Origin of the sequence: Bacillus sp. OV322 (assembly GCF_900112495.1) — a bacterium.
Taxonomy (GTDB): domain Bacteria; phylum Bacillota; class Bacilli; order Bacillales; family DSM-1321; genus Peribacillus.
Genome location: NZ_FOMA01000004.1, coordinates 286701 through 305250, shown reverse-complemented (window position 1 = coordinate 305250; position 18550 = coordinate 286701). Strand labels below are relative to the sequence as shown.

Sequence of the window (18550 nt, the reverse complement as noted above, 5' to 3'; positions counted from 1 at the left end):
AAAACATGGGTTTGGAGCATGAGTTTTACCTTATACCGAAAACCGTCGATGTAAAAGACTTTTGGGTGCATAGGGGAAACAGCAACGATGTTATTGACAGGGTTGTAATACAAGATGATTTGATTCATTACTTTTCTGATTCGCTACAATGGATACCGAGTAAAAATCCATCTAAACCAGGAAATCCAAAGGGTCATGGAATTAACTATTATGGTATTACCTTATTTGATATTGAAGCCTCTATGTTGATAAAGGGCATTTTTACTTCATGGAGACACTTATTCACGAATGCACCTGATACCTTTGAAATAACAAGTGATTATGTTCATGGAGATAAAGCACAGGATAGAGATTATGAAAAGATATTCATTAAACGAAATGAAGTAATTAAGCTACTTGAAAAGATGATTTCAATCGCGGATCGTTTGTCTGAGGGTAATTCTTATTTGTTTCACTGTGGAGTATAAAGATTCATAACTTACAACAATCAGCTGCGTTTCTGTATAAGCAGGAACGTTTTTTTGTGTTGTGCTTATTGGTTAGTTAAAATAAAAGTGTGCAATCAGTTTCAATAAAGGAGTGTGTCCTTTTGCGTTGTTTTTGTGAGAATAAAGAAACTTTTGATTTAAAAGTTGAAGGTGATGTTGATACTGACCCAATTTGGTGCAATCAATGTGGTTGTAACTTTGATATTGAAGAAGTTCCCATTTCAGATGATTTAAAAGAAGAACTTATGAGCTGGGGAATGATGTACGGTAGGTGGATTGATTGGAGTAAAGATACATTACGCCCAAACGGAATTGAAATGGAAAATAAGTTCAATTTGCTAGGTCAACCACTTACTGAGAAGGTCAAGAAGGAACTTGGTACTAAATATAAAGTCAAATTTTCTCCTTCTACTTCAGCAAGGTTGTATGCTGGTTTAGAGTTTTGACTACCATCTATTACATGCGTTTCCGTAACAAGGCAGGAACGCTTTTTTGTTTGTTCACTGTGTAGGTTACTTGAAAAGGATATGATAAATTTATCTACAAAGGGTTGTTTGTATTTTGGAAGGAGTTTAACGATGTGTGGGATTGACTTTGTAATTGGAGTAACTGATAAAGAAGCATCAAAAGCAGAAAAACATGTACATTTTAATGATGAAAGAATCCACGATTACTTATTAACAATGGAAAAAAGTGCTGGCAAGGAATGTAAGCTACTCTTGAATCTAGACCGTTTTAGTCAAACAATCATATATACTAAAGATGTCCCAGAGTTAAAAGCCATCTGTGAAGAATTGTTAAGAAAATACAAGAATAGTGAAAAAGAACAGGAAATAGGATATTTTGCGAAAGAATTGATAGAACTTTGTGAGGCAGCAATAAATCAGAAGAAACATATTTACGCTATTGGAGATTAGCTATTTGACTGTTCATTCTTCTTCAAGTGACGGGCAGTTAGCTTGAAGCATTGAGACTATGGAATAAGTAGGGGGTGACGGTGCCACCCCTTCATCTAGAATTTCCTTCCTTCAAGTAACACTCCATTCTTTTTCATCTGATTTCTCATCGTGAAATCCAAATGTCAGCATTAAATGCTTACTTCATAAATTTTATTTTATCTAATTCCTCTTGAACTATTTTCAGATAATCGGTTCTATTCAGTACTTGAAAGAGCACACAAGCATATTCAAGAAAGTTAATACCGTTTTCTTTATCGTTTAATTTGATAAGTATGCTGCCCTTTTGGTACAGAAGTTCTCCAAATAAAAATGTGGAATGATGTTGTTTGCAGTGTTCAATGCCTTTATTGCAGTAGCTTAATGCCTCAGAGTATTCGTTTAAACTAAAGAGAAATTTGCTTGAATTATAGCAAATCCTCACATATATGGATGTGTCCGTTACAAGCAGAGAATTTTTATATACTTTTAGGGACAAATCAAAATTTTCCTTAGCCTTATCCGATTGTTTTTCCTCAGAATATATAATGGCCAGACTGTTTAAGACTTGTATGTCTTGCTCTGAATGGCGAATAGATTCTTTCATGTTAAAGGCCTCAGTTAAAATCTCAATAGACTTGCCGAAGTCCTTATTCAGATAGTAGGTTATGATTCCCTGGTGCCACATGATGAATTGTTTTTCCTCTATATCCCTAAAACTAGGGTGCCTTTCCAGTGATTTAAGCAATCTTTTTACTTCTTTATAATCTTTCTGATGTATAGCTTCTCTTACCGTTTTTTTTGAATGGTCGATGAATTCAAATTGGTCTTTATAGATTTGATTAAGGAAAAAGGTTGGGTTGATTCCGAGTTTTTTTGAAATTTTGACCAGAGTATGTACATATGGGCTGATAATGCCGCTTTCAATCTTACTGATTTGGGACTGGCTGCATATTCCATCTGCAAGTTCCTTCTGGCTGATGTTTAATTTCAATCGTATATTGTATATCGATTCTCCTAGATTACTCAGGTTATCTTCAATCATGTAAATGCCCCTCTCTAATATTCCTATGTGAATATTATTATTCGAAAGAGTTTGAAAATTCAAGACTTTATAAAGGTGAGTATTGGTTTTTTTGGTATTGGGTCAAAATGACCAGAACGTTAGTCTGGTATATATGTTATATTTTTCCTCAAGGGAGTGATAATAATGAAAAAACTAAAAAATCTTATGTTAGTTGCACTAATGCTCAATGCTTTTGCTGTGGTAGGTTTGAACTCAAATGTTACAGTGAACCAGCCGCCAGGACCGCTTTATGAATTGCCTTACGAACATTAATAGGACATGATTGGATATCTTTTACATAGTAAAAGAGTAATGAATGGGTCTTCAGACTGAAAGCCTCCGCAATCTTTTATTTTATTTATAGTATCCAAAGGCTGTTAAAAGAGAATACAGAGGTAGTATAGCTCTCTTATCCCCTTCAGGCAGTGGGCCCGCTAGAAATTGCGGACCCTGCTGCCTGAAGGGGATTTTTATTGTCGCGGAAAAAGTGTATGGCTGCAGATTAGCAGATTAATAGAGTAAGCGGAGTGAGAAAACAAAATAGGGTGGGCCTGAGGGATCGGGAGGAAGGGTGGAACCTGAATTTCCGGACATCCTTTCTCCGGGCAGAAAAATCTCATAGTGTTTATGGATATAAATCAGTTACTCCGGCATGGGTTTATGCTGCAAAGAATCAGGATGAAAAATACGGGATGGTATGACTAAGATGTGAAGCATAAGCTGGACAGCTTACTTTTGTGCAGAATGCCAGAATTCCACAATAAAAGTTCAATCAGTGTTATTTCACTATTCAGTTATTTTTTTATTTTTCCTCAAAATATTCTCATATGAATATGCAAAAGAGATATACACAGGTTGTAAAAACAATGCATGAATTACTGAGAAATACAGGTTGAATGCTGGAAAACCCAGGAAATTTAACTGTGCTATAGTTCATAAGTAGGGGGGAGCAAAGATGTTTGAACTTTAAATTCTTCCACCTTCCCGGAACACAGGTTAAGGACTTAATGAAGAAGGAATCTGCCATGGCAGATTGATTTTTAGAAATGCAGCAAGAAATAAGGTTGAAAAAACTAGTTGGAGGGAATTCGATGCAGACGGTATTTACAGGGGATACAATCAATTTTAGTTACAGCAAAAAGAAACAGGTTTTAAAAAACTTATCACTTTCCATCAAGAAACAGCAAATTTATGGGTTGCTAGGCCCCAATGGAGCGGGCAAATCTACATTGACAAGAGTGATGCTCGGCCTGGATAACATGCAGAGCGGCAAGCTGAAATGGTTCAATGAGAATTTGAGCCTGGAAACCAAGAAACGCATTGGCTATATCCCGCAGGATCTTGCTTTGATATATGATTTATCCGCCTATGAAAATGTCCAATATTTCGGGAAGCTTTATGGTCTAAAAGGAGAAGAGCTGAAGAAGCAAGTGGAGCATTCCCTTCAATTTGTCGGACTTTGGGATGAGAGAAAACAGAAGCCAAAGAAGTTCTCCGGGGGAATGAAAAGAAGGCTGAATATTGCTTGCGGAATCGTACATAAACCGGAAGTCATTATCTTTGATGAACCGACAGTGGGGGTTGACCCGCAATCGCGGAACCACATCCTGGATGCCATTTTAGAATTGAACAGGACGGGAACGACCATCGTCTACATTTCGCATTATATGGAGGAAGTCGAAAAAATCTGTTCACATGTTGGAATCATGGATAATGGACAGCTGCTATGTGAAGGAACACTGAACGATATCATTTTGCAATACACAGATCAGGCTTTGATAGAACTCGAGCTGCAGGGAAAGAGTGAGGATTACAAGGAAAAGCTGGTGAATTATGAAGTGCTTTCTACGGAAGGCCATACGATAGGGCTTGGTGTCCCTAAAAACGATATGGGAATCATTAAGTCCATCCAGGAAGACTTTGGGCCGGAGATCAAAAGCTTCCGTTACATTTCGCCAAACCTGGAACAAGTGTTTTTCAATCTAACTAAAAAGAATTTGAGGAATTAGAGCTATGATGACGATTTTTCTCTCAAATATGAAGCGGAAACTGAAAAGTCCACTGGTGTTCGTTAACTATCTGCTTTTGCCTTTATTGCTGATTGTCATTTTAGGCAATGCCCTTTCACTTGTCTTTGAAGACAGCGATACGTCCAAACAGGAAAATATCACGAAAGTGAAGACGGTCGTTGTGAATGAAGACAGCGGCAAGATCGGGAAGAATATCCTCGCATTTTTAACATCTGATGACAATAAAAAAATGCTGGATATCAAGATTGAGAATGATTTACGTACAGCAAAAAATCTCCTCAAGAATAATCATTATGAGCAGATTATTTATATGCCGAAAAATTTGAGCAATGTTTACTCGGAAAATAAAGAAAGTAAAATCACCGTTTACGGCAAGGACAATAACATCGATAAAATCAATGTGACCGGGCTGACTCTCTCGGCATATGGTGATGGGTACCTTGTCATGGACAAATTAAGCAAAGGGAAAAATCCTCCTAAAGCCGGCCATGTTTATAGTGACCTCTTAAAAAATGGAGAAAAAGTGCACAGCGGAAAGAAATCGGATAGTATTTCCGCCTTAAGCTATTATGGCGTCACGATGCTGGTCTTGATTCTTGTGTATGGGATTTCAAATACCATGAACTTTATCCAAGAAGAATATGATGAAGCACTTGGTGACAGACATATGGTTTCTCCCGTATCAAAATTGCATCTCATTTTAGGACAGCTGCTTACTGGCGTTGCGATTTCCATCGTACAGGGGATCATGCTCGTATTATGCGCGAAATTGTTCTTCAAGGTAAGCTATGGCGATAATCTTGCAGTTGTTTTCCTTATCATCGTCATAGGCTCTATATTCTTCAACTCACTTGGTTTGATTTTGGGTGTATTTAGCCGCAGTTTCAAGCAGCTGGATTCTATTGTTTCCATCCTGATTCCTGTCATGACATTTATCGGGGGCGGATTTATCAAATTGGACTTTGGTCCGCTTAAACATTTAAGCATCAATGAAGTCTTTCAGGGGCCTTTATTTGACTATATCCAGCAAGGTGTCATCACTCTTACTCCTGTTTACATCGCTTTGTTGCTGGCAGTCTGTATGGTTGGGGTGTCTGTCATGTTATTAACACAGCAAGGGGGCAAAAAAAGTGCGAATCTTTAACTTTTATTTAAAGCGTATTTTTAAAAGGAAATTGACGTTTTTGCTTCTTATCTTGCTGCCAGTCATGTTTACCGGCATGGTTGTTCAGCAATATAAGGAAGCGACGAAAGTGACGCTGACCATGTATATAAAGGATCCAGTCGTTAAAGATTATGTATCTGAATTCTTAAAGAAACAAAAAGTGACGGTTACAGAAGCAAAAACACGAAAAGAAGCTATGGAATCGAGTGACAATCTGGGAATTGTAATGGCCCAAGGTTTAAATGATGTATATCAGAAACCGGATGATATCCAAATCACTCAATATGCAAGGGAAACAAACTTCAATTCAAAATCACTGGAAGTTAAGCTGAATAGCATATTTTCCACCATTCAGACTCTTGCCAAAAATTCGGGTGATGTGAATGCATTCAGTGACAACATGAAGGACATGAAGGATTCGCAAGCGTCATTGGGGATTAAACAGCAGATACTAGGCAACCCCAATGCAACCGTTTTAACAAGTACTTTCAATATGATCGTGTTCATCATGGTCTTTTTGACAATGACAAATACCTTGCTGTTTTTGCGGGATAAGGTCCACACAACTACCCAGCGTATCCTGATATCAACGAAAAGCAAATTAAATTATTATATCCAGACGGTAGGCGTGTTTGCTTTTATCGGTATCGCCCAATTTGCGTTAATGCTGCTGTTAATGAATGCTGTTTTCAAAATCGATCTTGAATTAACGTCAGTTAAAATACTTACATTATTGCTCGCATATGGACTGCTGAATGTCATTTCAGCTGGACTTGGATTATTGCTTGTGAGCAGGACCACCAAACAATCCACTGGACGCCTTCTTGTAACAGTAGTATCTTTGCCGCTTGCCATGTTAGGCGGAACGTTATGGCCAGCATCGATCATGCCGGATGCCATGCAAAAAATCGCAAAAGTGATACCAACCTATTGGGTCACCGAAATTAACACACAAATGTTCAGCGGTTTTTCGGAAAATACACAGTGGATTGACCTGAGCTGTTTACTGGCAGGGGCATGTATCATTTTCTTCTTGCTTACCCGGGTGAAAAGCGGGGAAATCTAACCAATCTGTGCCAAGCCATGGGGATTTAAAAGATATAAGGGGAGAGATGTGGATGAATAGTTCGCTAAATGATTTGAAGTATTATGAATTAGCCCCTTTTAATGAAAAGATTTTATATGCCGAAATGCATAAGAAAAATTATGACATTTATTTTTCAGTAAGCTATGAAAATCTGCCGAAGGATGTTCTGGAAGCAGCCATTGGGGAAGTAATGAATTCCATTGATTCATTCAAATGCAGAATCACTGAAAAAGATCTGCTATATCATTTCACATTGGATGAATACACTGCAATGGATTTCAGGAGTGACGTCCCATTAAAAGGTATCAAGATAGATATTTTTAAAAATGAACGGCTGGCCAGATATTTTATCAAAGAGGATGAACAAGCTGTCGAGTTCCTTTTTCACCATTTAGTATTCGACGGCGATTCTCTTCCTCTGTTTTTAGAGACACTTGAGAAAAAACTGTCCGGGAAATCGGTTGCTGCCGGGGGGGAAAGCTACTTCGGCTCAATGACTGCCAGCAAACCCTTATCCCCAAGTGCGGCGCATGATGCCTATATGAAAGAATTAACAGCTGTATCAGAAGGAAAAAACATCCCGGTAAAATTGCAGCATCCCGTCACTTGCATGCAGCGATTGTCAGATGCTGCAAATGAAGCGCTGTCGTCCCTTGGCCGGAAGTTGAGGATGACGAAATTCGGTGTCCTTTTATTCACTATCGGATTATTAAGCAAGTATGACCGAAACCTATTTGGAGTTGTCACTTCCAGGAAGGATAAACGTGTACATTCTGAAGTAATCGGTAATTTTACAGACATTGTCCCGTATCCGGTATCTGTAGATTCTTTAAAGAGTTATTCCGCCAATGGAAGCCGGATCTTTAGAAATTTGTTCGCTGCTATTGAGCGATCTGCTTCTTTTTCATATGAAGAATATATGAAGATAGTAGGGATGAGGGGGTTTGATGGCATTATTTCTTATACCCGTATGCTGGATTCCTCCAAAAACCTGAACGTGTTTTTTAATTTGGAACTCGGGGAGTATTTGTATAAATATGACAATCATCTTCAATTTCAGGAATTCAATAATGAGCTCATCCTGGAGTATAGGTGTGACAATGAAGACTTTCAAAACATCTGCATACATTTAGATACGAAACTGCAGGAGATAGACAGAATAGATTTGTCTCAATCTGTGAATGGCGGTCAGGGTGAAGTGAGTAAGGAACCTGCTCTGCAACACGGGGTGAAGGCAGAACTCGATTCACTGGCAAATCTGCTTACCGGATTTGATGAGGAAGAAAATATTTTTGATTCAGGAATTTCATCGCTTGAAATTGCCAAATTAATATCACTTGTGCATGAAAAGTATGGCATCCAATTATTTTATCAGGATATTTATCAATCTAAGACGATCGGGGAAATCAAGAGGAAAATCATTTCCATGGGAAGCGGCGTTTCGGAACTCCCCAGAAATGAAGTGGGAGAAAGCGGCGAGTATATATTGCCGAACTTTTTAAAACCGATTTTCATAGATAGCTTCAGATTCCTCCATTCAGATATGTATAACGTAAAATACGCTTTCAGATTAGCAGAAAATGTGCAGGACAATCTGGATCATTTCATCTCGGCTGTTGAATTAATAGTGAAACAAAATGAAATGTTTTACACGGAATTCCGCTTTTCAAGTGGAAACGTAATAGGCAAGGTATCACAGGCGGAACAGAGGAAAATAGAGCTGGAAGAAGTGGAAGACCTAAAAAGTCTAAAAAAATTGAAAAGCACACTTCGGATAAAGGGTGACCAAAAACTTTGGGATATCCGGGTCCTCAAGGTGAAAGATGCAGAAGATATCTATCTATATATAAATATGCATCATCTTATTGTGGATGATTTATCTGCAGGAATCTTTTTATCTCAAATAGAACAAGTGTTTCTCCAAAACAGCTTGCCTGAATTCGTCCAACTCCGGCACCTGGCCGGACCTTATGAAGCAGCCAGAAGAAAAGCATTAAAAGAATGGGAAACGATCAAGAAAAATAATGAATTCGCCAATATTGGAAAACCGGAATTAACCAAAGGGTCATTCAGTCATTTTCAAGTGACATTTCCTTTAAAGGAACAGAGCCATGAGGTTATTGAAGCTGACACTTTGCATCATATAACCGCCGCTTTAGCCGATGTATTCAATTGTCCAAAAGGCTATATCGGTGCTGTCTATCATGGAAGGGTGTTTCCATATGCAGACCAAGTGATTTGTTCATTTGCAAGGGTGCTTCCAGTGTTTTTCGATAGAAATGATGAAAGTGTAATCAGGAAAAACCTATTGCTTGCACGTCAAAATCAAGCTGTGAGTATATATGACTTGAACGAAGCAGGTTTTTCCCTGGAGTTTCCTAAAATTGTTTTTCAGACACTGGTGCCGAATGACCGCGATTCTAAAGTGTTTACGGAAACAATGGAGTTTAAAGGGAAATCGAAGTTTCAGATATTTTTCAACTTGGAATTGAATGAAAAATACGGCAAGCTTCATATCTATATGGACACCCAGATATATAGTGCAAACGAAGTGCATGCATTGCTATCTAGGCTGCAAAAGCGTCTTGATGCCACAGATAGCTTTGAAATGGAGGCTTCCAAATGCTAACCCAGGAACGTCTCCATCGAGATACCCAAAGCTGTGATGAAATGATTGAATTAACCGCGATGCAAAGAAAGATGTTCATTTGCAATAAGCTGCCGCTGTATCGCCTCCCGGTTATCTATGATATTGAAGGTGCCGTGACGGATGATGAGATTTCCGGGGCGGCTTACCGGACGATGAAAAAATATACTGCGTTACAAATGAACTATCATTATGATCCAGCGGGCAGAAAGTTCTACCAGAAATTCGTACCGCTTACACCGGACCATTTTTCGGTTGAATCCATTGAAACGGAAACCCCAATAGAAAGGTATGTGAAAAACAGTAAGCTGTTCATTGATTTAACGGAACAATACCCTTGGCGCCTTCAATTAGTAAAAAGTGAGAATAAGAGATATTTGTATATTGAATTTCATCATATCTGTATTGATGGTCTTGGCATCAGAAATTTTGAAAAGTCATTTCTTCAATTTTTATCAGGGGACGAACCGGATGTGCCGGGGGAATTCGACGGTTCCGCCTATCAGCTGATCAGGAGTGCTGAGGATAAAAATGGGGGTGCGCTTGATTCACTGGATATGCTCCGGATTCCGGCTGCAAAAGCAGGAAAACACCATACCATGGAACGAGTGGAAGTGATTGTCGATATGAGAAGGCTTCAAATAATTGACCATCTCTCAAGAAGTCTTCATGTGACCAAAAATGCCTGTTATCAGGGGATATTGGAAGAGGCTTTAGTTAAACATTGTCCTGGAAGCGTATATGGCACGGTTGGGAACTGGAGAATGCATTCGAGGAATTTTTCGGAAATAGGATGCCTGGTATCTCTGCATCCGAAAAAAATCAGTTCAAAATTGAGTCTTCTTGAAAAAATAACACAAGGATTTATTGATCAGCTAGCCATTTTTCATAAAAAAGAAATGGAATCATTCCATTCAATTGAATTTCCGATTGTTTATTCTTATGAAGAAAACATGTTTAGTCATTTCAGGTTTATTCCTGTCGATCAGCTTTGTAAGTTTGATGTATATTTTAGAATCAACATCAGTAAACTGCAGACGAGCCTGGAGGCAGAGTATAACAGCAGTAAGTATAGAGAACAGGATATCAGGGAGATATGCGAGGAATTTTTTAGGCTTCTTGACAGTATGGGAGGGAATATAGTTGGATTTGATAGCCAGCCTTACGAAAGCATTTAATAATACACCAGATAAAAAAGCGATAATCGGGCCGACAGAAACTCTTACTTATAAGCAGCTGGACAATCTTACACAGAAGGTATCGGGTTACTTGCTAAGCCTTGGCGCCATGAAAGAAGATGTCATAGCCATTGAATGCGATGACAGATTTGAAACTATTTGTCTCTTGATTGGGGTTGTCCGCAGCGGAGCAGCATTTTGTGTGATCCCCAATACATACCCAGAGCACAGAAAAGAACAAATGAGAAAAAAGGTAAATGTAAAATGGACCCTGCGGAATTTAGAAAGCATTCAAGAGGAGAATACGTATTTCAGCCCTGTAATCACTGAAAGGGACAATGAAAGCTTACTGTATATCATATTCACCTCCGGTTCAACTGGAGAGCCGAAAGCTGTGGCAATCGAAGATAGGTCGATACAAAAGATCGTGAATACGAATGATTTTTACGAGGGTGAAGTTATCGCCCAGTTGGCTCCAATTGAATTTGATGCTTCTATATATGAAATATTTGGGGGTTTATTGAATGGATTGACCCTCCGTTTGATCAGTAAGGATGACAGCCTGGATCCGCAGATCATGTCAGACATATTCAATGAGATTGATATGATGTTCCTGACAACGCGTCTATTTAATTTATATGTAGATGAAATCGGGGAAGAACTCCAAAAAGTATCGTTAATTTTGACAGGCGGGGAACGCTGTTCTGTACGCCATCTGACAGCTGCTGCAAAGTACTGTACCGTCTTGCATGTATATGGTCCTTCCGAGACAACTGTTTTTGCTACAAAGTATGAAGTGGAAGGAGATGAAACAGAGATACCGATTGGACAAATATTTGATCAGGGTACTTATTTAATCTTAAATGAAGGCGATCAGGCAGCCGAAGGGGAGCAGGGGGAGTTATGCATCTCTGATTCAGGATTAATGCGTGGGTATGTAGGAGATGATCAAGCGAGCCAAAACGTTTTTTTTACTTGGCAAGGTAACCGCTATTACAGAACCGGGGACATTGTATATGTGAACTCAGGCGGCCAGATTATGTATGTCGAAAGAAAGGACCGGCAAGTCAAAGTATCAGGCTATCGGATTGAATTAAGTGAAATTGAGAAATGCGCTTCCGAATATGGCTTACAGAAGGATTGTTTGGCACATTATGATGGAACACGGCTTTATCTCTATATTCAGGATCAGGTAGAACTGAATGACTTCCGTCAATTTCTGAAGCAAAGATTACCTGAATATATGATTCCGACGGTGAAGCTTGTGAACAGCATCCCCATGAAGGCTAATGGTAAAACAGATATCGGTGCAATCAAGGAGACCCCGCTTAAAGACAAGTTAGCTGATGAATTTCAGGAAGCATTCGAAGAGATTCTGGATAAAGGGATTTCAAAGGATCAAACCTTCCTGGAATTAGGCGGCGATTCGATAAAAGCTATGGAAATTATTTGGATAATGGGTGAGAAAGGATATAACCTGGATTTGAATATGCTCTTTAGCCAGACAATGGGAGAGATTATGGAAAATGTCAGGAATAGTTAGTGAGACCGAAAAAAAGATCATTCATAGCAGTCTTGAAAGCAAGTATTCCTACAATATCCCTCTCTTTGTGAAATTTGAAACAGGCATGGATATTGTGAGAATGTATGGAGTCATAAACAGGTATTTTGAAAAATTCAGGATCTTTAGTACGTATTTTCAAATTGATTCAGAAATTAAAAGATGCATCCATATGGAAGCTCCAATGATTGAGATAAGGAAATATGCCAAATTTGATAAGGATGAGGTATGTAAGGAAAACCTGGTAACCATTGAAGACAGCGTGCTGGTGCGAGTGGTATTATGCAAGGTTTTGAATGAACCTTATGACTACTTATTTTTCAACATCCACCACGTGTTATTGGATGGATTCAGTGTCAATCAGTTTTTAAGGGAGGTAATAACTGAATACCTCGGTGATGAAAGAAATGGTTCAAATTTGTATGATGCCCGCGAGTCAGAAGTAGAAGAGACGCCTGGATACTCAAAAGTAAAAACAAATCATGAAGAGATCGTTTTTACAGGGTATGAATCATTCAGGAAAAGCTTAGCAGCCAAACAGGAAATCCAAACGAACAGCCTCCAAGAAAAGTATGTGTTATCTGAACGAACAGAGAAAAAATTTTCTGATTTTTCCGTATTATTAACCGCGCTGACATGCAGTTTGGCACAGTGGCTTAAAACACCTTCTGTGTACCTTTCCTATCCTTTTTTAGGCCGGGATCAATCCAACTTTAGAATGCTGGGTAATTTCGTTCAGCTCATTCCATTTCATCAGGAGATGCCTTTGCAGGATATCAATGCGGAAGAAATGATTTTATCCAATCAGCGTAAGATATTTTCAAGTTTTTCTAAACGGAATTACTACCAGGAAATCAAGAATACATCGCGGATGGACCGTCTGAATATTTTCACTGACATTGTATTTGATTATAAATCCGGAAGCTTGATTGAAAAGAGGCTGAGTGAAAATCCTCCCATCATCCTGGAAGAATCCAGTTTATATCTGGATGACAAATATGGCCTGCATTTCGTGGTCTATCAAGAAGGAAAGGAACTAACGATCAATATCATATCGGGCAAGTATCAGCGGAACGAACTGGAGGAACTATTAGTTCTTTTCAAACGAATGGCAGGGATCTTATATGACAATGAAAAAGCTCCTGTAAGCGAACTGTTTGATTTTACAATTCCAGAAGAAAAACAAAAAGAAGAACAGGCTGGTGCCATTGATGAGCAAAATGCTTTGGACCAGGAAAGAATCTACCGGCAAGTGACGGGAATGGTCAGCTCATTGCTGAATGAAGGCCAAACCATCGGAAAAGATGAAAGCTTCTTTGATCTCGGGATGGATTCCTTGCTGCTTGTCAAGTTCAAGAAAAACATAAAACAGGCATTTAATATTAACTTAAAAATTTCAGACTTTTTCACAAACTATACAGCAGAAATGCTGACAAAAAAAATCATGGATAATCTAGAGGAGGCTAAAAATATATGAATATAGCATTGCTTTTGCCAGGACAGGGGACACGAATTAAGGAACAGCAAAAAAACATGTGGCTGCAAAATGATAGTACTCTGGCACTCATTCAAAGAGCGGAGGACCAATTACAGCTGCCAATCAGTGAATGGATTACGGAGGACTTAACCGGTGATACATGGAAGGCACAATTGGTTTCATATGTTGGCGGCATGTGCATGTATCAGCTTTATAAACAAAAAATCGGCTTATATCCCAAATATGTTTTAGGGCATAGTTTAGGAGAACTTACGGCTTTAACGATTGCGGGAGCCATGGATTTCGAAACAGGATTGAAATTAGTAGACATCCGCGGAAAGGCCATGCAACAGGTAATAGATAAAACGGATAGCATGGCAATGATGGCAATATTCAATTCACAGGAAACCATCCAGGAATTGATAGAAGGGGTGGAGGACGTATATATAGCCAATTATAACTCCAAGAAACAAACGATCATCTCCGGAACAAAAACAGCATTGGAAGACTTTGTAGAGAAAAACAGCCTAGAGGGTGTCCGGTTAGGAGTCAGCGGCGCGTTCCATACCCCTTTAATGGAGGGTGCACTTGAGAGTGTAACCCAGCAGATTAAAGAGCTTTCCTTCAATAAAGTCTGGCAAACAAAAGTCATCAGCAATAGGCTTGCCGATGAATATGCCGCGGACTCTATCGAAGAAGAGATAGCCAGTCAAATTGTCAATCCCGTGAGATGGAAACAATCCGCAGAATTCGCTGATGAACATGGAATACAGCTATTTGTAGACTTATCTCCAACTGGCATGTTCATGTCCATGTTTAAGGATTCATTTAATATTTTCAGCTTTCACGATGAAGAGAATATGAAAAAGCTGACTGCAGAATTGAAAGATGATATTGAGGTCAACAAAAAGTATGATCTGTTTTCAAGAGCGCTGGGGATTATTGTATCGACAAAAAATAATTGTGATGACACAGCTGCCTACAACAATATCGTTGTCAGCGGATATAACCAGATTAAGTCGCAAATTGGGAAGGAAAGCACTGACAGAGAAATAGATATGACCTTAAATCTGCTGGATTTAATCTTGCGTACAAAAAAAGTACAAGAGAATGATATCGAAGAATATAAGAATAAACTGGCATGGGAAGCTATTGGCTGATCTTCGAAAGAAGAAAAAAGGGGATGAGTAAATTTGATAACGGAAGATATAGCAATCATTGGTTTGGATATTTCTCTGCCTCATTGCCCAGGCCATCAGGATACATGGGGATTTTTAAAAAATAAACGTGTATCCGTAGGGAGATTTCCAGAAAAGAGGATCCGCCAGACGGGTTTACTGGCCAATGAAGAACAGTTTTTTGAAGGTTCATATTTTGACTCCATAGATACGTTTGACCATAAATTTTTTAACATTTCCCAAAAAAGCGCAGAATATATGGATCCCAATCAGCGGATGAGCCTTTTATCTGCAACAAGGGCATTGAATGATAGCGGATATCTGAAGAAAATACGCGGTACAAAAACGGGTGTATACGGAAGTGTGAATACGACACAGCAATATCAGTACCAATTATTGCTGCAAAAGCATGAATTGACACCGGATTTGCTGGGCATCCTCAATTCCACGATTTCCAGCAGGATCAACTATGTGTTTAATTTAAACGGTCCTTCTCTTATGACGGATACAGCTTGTTCTTCCTCTTTGGTTTCCGTAATCCAGGCATGTAACGACCTGCGAAACGGAACAGTCAACAGTGCAATCGCAGTAAGTTCAAACCTATATGTGAAGCCTGGATTCAAGGAAGAAAAACTGGTTGATATCCTGTCTGGTGATTCAAGGACTCGCGCCTTTGATGAAAGAAGTACAGGAGCCTCTATGGGCGAGGGTGTCTGTTCGGTCATCTTAAAAAGAAGAAGTGACGCCGAACGGGATGGAGATCATATTTATGGCATTATAAAAAATTATGCGATGAATAATGACGGGCAGACAATGAATATGTCTTCCCCAAATCCGATGGCTCAGGAAAATTTACTTGAAGAGGCATGGGCGCCATTGTGCAGCCAATTAGGGAATTTAGCCTTTATAGAAGCTCACGGAACAGGGACCGCCATTGGAGATACGATTGAATTTGAAAGTCTGAATAATTACTTTTTATCTCATGATATGTTCAGGCAATCTGTTGCACTGAACTCCTGCAAGTCTAATTTTGGACATTTGGATGTAGCGTCGGGTTTATTTTCCCTGATTAAGTCAGTCTTGAGTTTAAAGTACCAGACCATTCTTCCTCATCCAGATTTCAAGATACCAAATGAAGAAATAGATTTTGAGGAGTCGGTATTTTTTATCCCGGATAAAGCTCATGACATAGAACCTCATTCTTATGCAGGAATCAGTTCCTTTGGTATGACAGGAACCAATGCACACGTTGTGCTGGAGGGAATCTCGATGGAAAGGCCGTCTCCTGATCTCCCGTTGAATTTAGATTTACGCTCGTACTGGTTTCCGCAGCTGTCTAATTCATTTGCTTTGAAAAATTCACTGCAAAAAATAGAGGATGACAGAACCCTGATTATTCAGTATCCCCTTCATATACAGAAAAACTGGGAAATAAGGGAGCACAAGTTCAATAAAAAGCATCTCATGGTCGGTACGGGATTTTTTGAAATCCTCTCACAGGGATTATCACGGACGTCTTATAATCTTGTAACCTATGATGTAAAAAACCTGCAGATACTGAACCAGCTTACGATAGAACAAGGCGCCTTTACAGTTGTGCTGTCCCTGGATAAACATTCACTAAGCGGAAAAATCAGCTTTACGGCGGGAGAAGTAATAAAAAATTGGCTGCAATTCGATCTTGTCCCTGCATCACGTTCTAACGCTGGTGAATCTTTTGGCCATCATGCCAACAGCTTTGAAGAAATAGAGGTGACCAATCAGGTTGGCGAATCGGATGAAGAAATCGAAGTATCCAAGCGGTGGGATGTAATAGATAGTCTTTGGGTGAACCAGGAACAAACGAAAGCCCTGGTAAAGCTGAAGGTGCCGGAATCATTTGAAAAGGAATTTGAACTCTACGACTACTACCCATCTATTTTAGATCCAGCTTTTAATGCATGGAATCGGCTTGCGGAACCAGATAGTATCCTGTTTCCCTGGCTTTGGAAGGAAATTCAATTTGCGGAAGGCAGCCTAAAAGGCGATGAATTCTTCTCCGAGATTGAACTAAAGGAACGGATTGGAGACGATACCGGAAATATCATTCTTTCTTATGATATAAGGCTATATGATCTCTACGACAATTTGATTCTATCTGTTAAAGATTATAAAGTGAAAAATTCCTTGTCACAAAGAGAGGAACAAACCATCTTCCATCAGGAAAAATTTCATGCTTCTCAGTTTAAAGAGAAAAAAAGTCATCGGAACCTGGTAATCATCCATGAATCATTGCGCGGGGATGTGAGAGTGGAAGGGAATGTCCGTTATTTTAAAAATATTTCGGAGATTCTGGATTTGGATTCAGGAAGCAATTTATGGGAACATGTGTATTTTTGGGATAAGAACTATACGGATTTCGAGACTATCGCAAGTGAGACATATGAGTTAGGAAAACTCCTATTACATATGAACAAAATGAATATCAAGAAATTTCATTACATCAATACAGGAATCTTCGGTTATGACAGCATGAACCCATTAAACCGGAGTGCGGCAATGGGTCTATATTCTTTACGGTTAGAGATGAACTTTCCTGTCACGGTAATAGACACAGCGGTTCAATCAGATGCAGAAAATATTATTCACACTGATTTTGGGAATGAAGATTTTATTGTATCCAGGAATCCTTCTTACTATATTATCCGTTTCAAGAGTTTGAAAATCCCTGCTGACACTGCAGCGAAATTGGACGGCCGCACCGTACTTGTGATAGGCGGAGGGTCCGGGATTGGGCTGGAATATACAAAATATCTGACGGAAAAGTTTCCTGACAGCATTGTTATGGCAGCTGGGAGACGAACAGTCACACCTGCTAAATTGCCAAGCAAAGTTGAGTATATCACTTTGGATATCGGTGATGAAGAAAGTGTCAGGACATTTGCGCAAGGATCAGGTAAAAATGTGGATTACATTTTGAATTTTGCCGGTGAACCTGCAAAAGGTCTGTTTGTAAATAAAGCAATCAGCGAATTCTGTGAAAAAACGAAAAGTAAGATTACCGGTTCTTATCTTCTTCAGAAATATTTTTCCTTTACAGAGGAAATCATCCATTTCTCTTCCCTGGCAGGAGTTATCGGAGCCTTGGGCCAAGCTGAGTATTGTGCAGGAAATGCCTGTCAATCCGGTCTTGCACACTCAGAGAACCAGGTAAGAACCTTGAATCTGACTGGGTGGATGGACGTGGGGATGTCGGCAAATCAGCACGACCCTTACTTCGAGAAGCTGAATAGTGATGAAGGGGTCAAGCTGCTTGATGTGTTCGTTCAGTCTGATATCCCGCATGCTTCCATGTTCAAAACTAAACAGGAAGCAGAGAATTATTCTTCCATTCTCAGCAAAATAGTGAAAGCAGAAAATAGTAAACCTCATCTATCCAGGCATGCTTCTGCAGGGGAAAAGGGGTCACCCGGGCAAATGGTGCTCAATGTCTGGAAGCGTGTGCTTGGTGATGATGAGTACGATCCTTCTATCAGCTTTTTTGAACAGGGTGGAGATTCCATCACGATTGTCCAGCTGTGCGATGAGTTAAATAAGGTCTTCCCGGAAACCTTTGATGTATCTACACTTTTTTCAACTCCTACCATTCAGGAACAGATTGATTATGTGGAAGATTCCAAGAGTCAGAGAAATGTAGTGGAAAAGGCCATCAGCATTGACGCAAAGGATATATACGATTTCTTATACAAATAAAAAGGA

At 39.3% G+C, this 18550-nt stretch carries 14 protein-coding genes; 13 read left to right on the top strand and 1 reads right to left on the bottom strand.

The features are described 5' to 3' along the window. The first annotated feature begins 5 nt into the window (after positions 1 to 5). From BM126_RS11695 to BM126_RS11685, 3 genes are all read left to right on the top strand, one after another. A complete protein-coding gene (locus tag BM126_RS11695) occupies positions 6 to 467 on the top strand; it encodes a hypothetical protein (protein ID WP_090989681.1) in 462 nt (153 codons plus the stop codon). Between the two features lie 89 nt (positions 468 to 556). Further along, the gene (locus tag BM126_RS11690; protein WP_371261437.1) at positions 557 to 934 is read left to right on the top strand and encodes a hypothetical protein; all 378 of its coding nucleotides are present in this window, start codon (positions 557 to 559) and stop codon (positions 932 to 934) included. A 132-nt stretch (positions 935 to 1066) separates the two neighbouring features. After that, on the top strand, positions 1067 to 1405 hold the full coding sequence (locus BM126_RS11685; protein WP_090989679.1) for a hypothetical protein: 339 nt from the start codon (positions 1067 to 1069) through the stop codon (positions 1403 to 1405). A 178-nt stretch (positions 1406 to 1583) separates the two neighbouring features. Here the strand turns inward: BM126_RS11685 and BM126_RS11680 are convergent, their stop codons facing one another. Continuing rightward, a complete protein-coding gene (locus BM126_RS11680) occupies positions 1584 to 2468 on the bottom strand; it encodes a helix-turn-helix domain-containing protein (RefSeq protein ID WP_090989678.1) in 885 nt (294 codons plus the stop codon). A 165-nt stretch (positions 2469 to 2633) separates the two neighbouring features. Here BM126_RS11680 and BM126_RS22860 point away from each other — a divergent pair, with 165 nt between their 5' ends. The 10 genes from BM126_RS22860 (at position 2634) to BM126_RS11635 (ending at position 18544) form a co-directional block, all read left to right on the top strand. Continuing rightward, on the top strand, positions 2634 to 2762 hold the full coding sequence (locus tag BM126_RS22860) for a hypothetical protein (RefSeq protein WP_256213071.1): 129 nt from the start codon (positions 2634 to 2636) through the stop codon (positions 2760 to 2762). Between the two features lie 818 nt (positions 2763 to 3580). Then, positions 3581 to 4498: an ABC transporter ATP-binding protein gene (locus BM126_RS11675; RefSeq protein WP_090989677.1), complete on the top strand. Its 918-nt coding sequence runs from the start codon at positions 3581 to 3583 to the stop codon at positions 4496 to 4498. Positions 4499 to 4502: 4 nt separating this feature from the next. Continuing rightward, positions 4503 to 5663, top strand: a complete 1161-nt coding sequence (locus tag BM126_RS11670; protein WP_090989676.1) for an ABC transporter permease — start codon at positions 4503 to 4505, stop codon at positions 5661 to 5663. Next, positions 5650 to 6750, top strand: coding sequence for an ABC transporter permease (locus BM126_RS11665; protein WP_090989675.1), 1101 nt, complete (start codon positions 5650 to 5652; stop codon positions 6748 to 6750). The genes BM126_RS11670 and BM126_RS11665 overlap by 14 nt, the downstream gene beginning before the upstream one ends. Before the next feature lie 52 nt (positions 6751 to 6802). After that, on the top strand, positions 6803 to 9400 hold the full coding sequence (locus tag BM126_RS11660; RefSeq protein WP_177201410.1) for a condensation domain-containing protein: 2598 nt from the start codon (positions 6803 to 6805) through the stop codon (positions 9398 to 9400). Then, the gene (locus tag BM126_RS11655) at positions 9394 to 10596 is read left to right on the top strand and encodes a condensation domain-containing protein (RefSeq protein WP_090989673.1); all 1203 of its coding nucleotides are present in this window, start codon (positions 9394 to 9396) and stop codon (positions 10594 to 10596) included. Before BM126_RS11660 ends, BM126_RS11655 begins: the two co-directional genes overlap by 7 nt. Beyond that, positions 10562 to 12139: a non-ribosomal peptide synthetase gene (locus BM126_RS11650; protein ID WP_090989672.1), complete on the top strand. Its 1578-nt coding sequence runs from the start codon at positions 10562 to 10564 to the stop codon at positions 12137 to 12139. Before BM126_RS11655 ends, BM126_RS11650 begins: the two co-directional genes overlap by 35 nt. Continuing rightward, complete coding sequence (locus tag BM126_RS11645) at positions 12123 to 13634, top strand: condensation domain-containing protein (RefSeq protein WP_090989671.1); 1512 nt, start codon at positions 12123 to 12125, stop codon at positions 13632 to 13634. Before BM126_RS11650 ends, BM126_RS11645 begins: the two co-directional genes overlap by 17 nt. Continuing rightward, on the top strand, positions 13631 to 14794 hold the full coding sequence (locus BM126_RS11640; RefSeq protein ID WP_090989670.1) for an ACP S-malonyltransferase: 1164 nt from the start codon (positions 13631 to 13633) through the stop codon (positions 14792 to 14794). The genes BM126_RS11645 and BM126_RS11640 overlap by 4 nt, the downstream gene beginning before the upstream one ends. Positions 14795 to 14827: 33 nt before the next feature. Next, positions 14828 to 18544, top strand: a complete 3717-nt coding sequence (locus tag BM126_RS11635) for an SDR family NAD(P)-dependent oxidoreductase (RefSeq protein WP_090989669.1) — start codon at positions 14828 to 14830, stop codon at positions 18542 to 18544. Positions 18545 to 18550: the final 6 nt, after the last annotated feature.

Bases quoted from the DNA above. Each gene is read 5' to 3' on its own strand.
- BM126_RS11695 (WP_090989681.1), top strand. From the start codon at position 6: ATGGGTTTGGAGCATGAGTTTTACCTTATACCGAAAACCGTCGATGTA.
- BM126_RS11685 (WP_090989679.1), top strand. From the start codon at position 1,067: ATGTGTGGGATTGACTTTGTAATTGGAGTAACTGATAAAGAAGCATCA.
- BM126_RS11680 (WP_090989678.1), bottom strand. From the start codon at position 2,468: ATGATTGAAGATAACCTGAGTAATCTAGGAGAATCGATATACAATATA.
- BM126_RS22860 (WP_256213071.1), top strand. From the start codon at position 2,634: ATGAAAAAACTAAAAAATCTTATGTTAGTTGCACTAATGCTCAATGCT.
- BM126_RS11675 (WP_090989677.1), top strand. From the start codon at position 3,581: ATGCAGACGGTATTTACAGGGGATACAATCAATTTTAGTTACAGCAAA.
- BM126_RS11670 (WP_090989676.1), top strand. From the start codon at position 4,503: ATGATGACGATTTTTCTCTCAAATATGAAGCGGAAACTGAAAAGTCCA.
- BM126_RS11660 (WP_177201410.1), top strand. From the start codon at position 6,803: ATGAATAGTTCGCTAAATGATTTGAAGTATTATGAATTAGCCCCTTTT.
- BM126_RS11655 (WP_090989673.1), top strand. From the start codon at position 9,394: ATGCTAACCCAGGAACGTCTCCATCGAGATACCCAAAGCTGTGATGAA.
- BM126_RS11645 (WP_090989671.1), top strand. From the start codon at position 12,123: ATGTCAGGAATAGTTAGTGAGACCGAAAAAAAGATCATTCATAGCAGT.
- BM126_RS11640 (WP_090989670.1), top strand. From the start codon at position 13,631: ATGAATATAGCATTGCTTTTGCCAGGACAGGGGACACGAATTAAGGAA.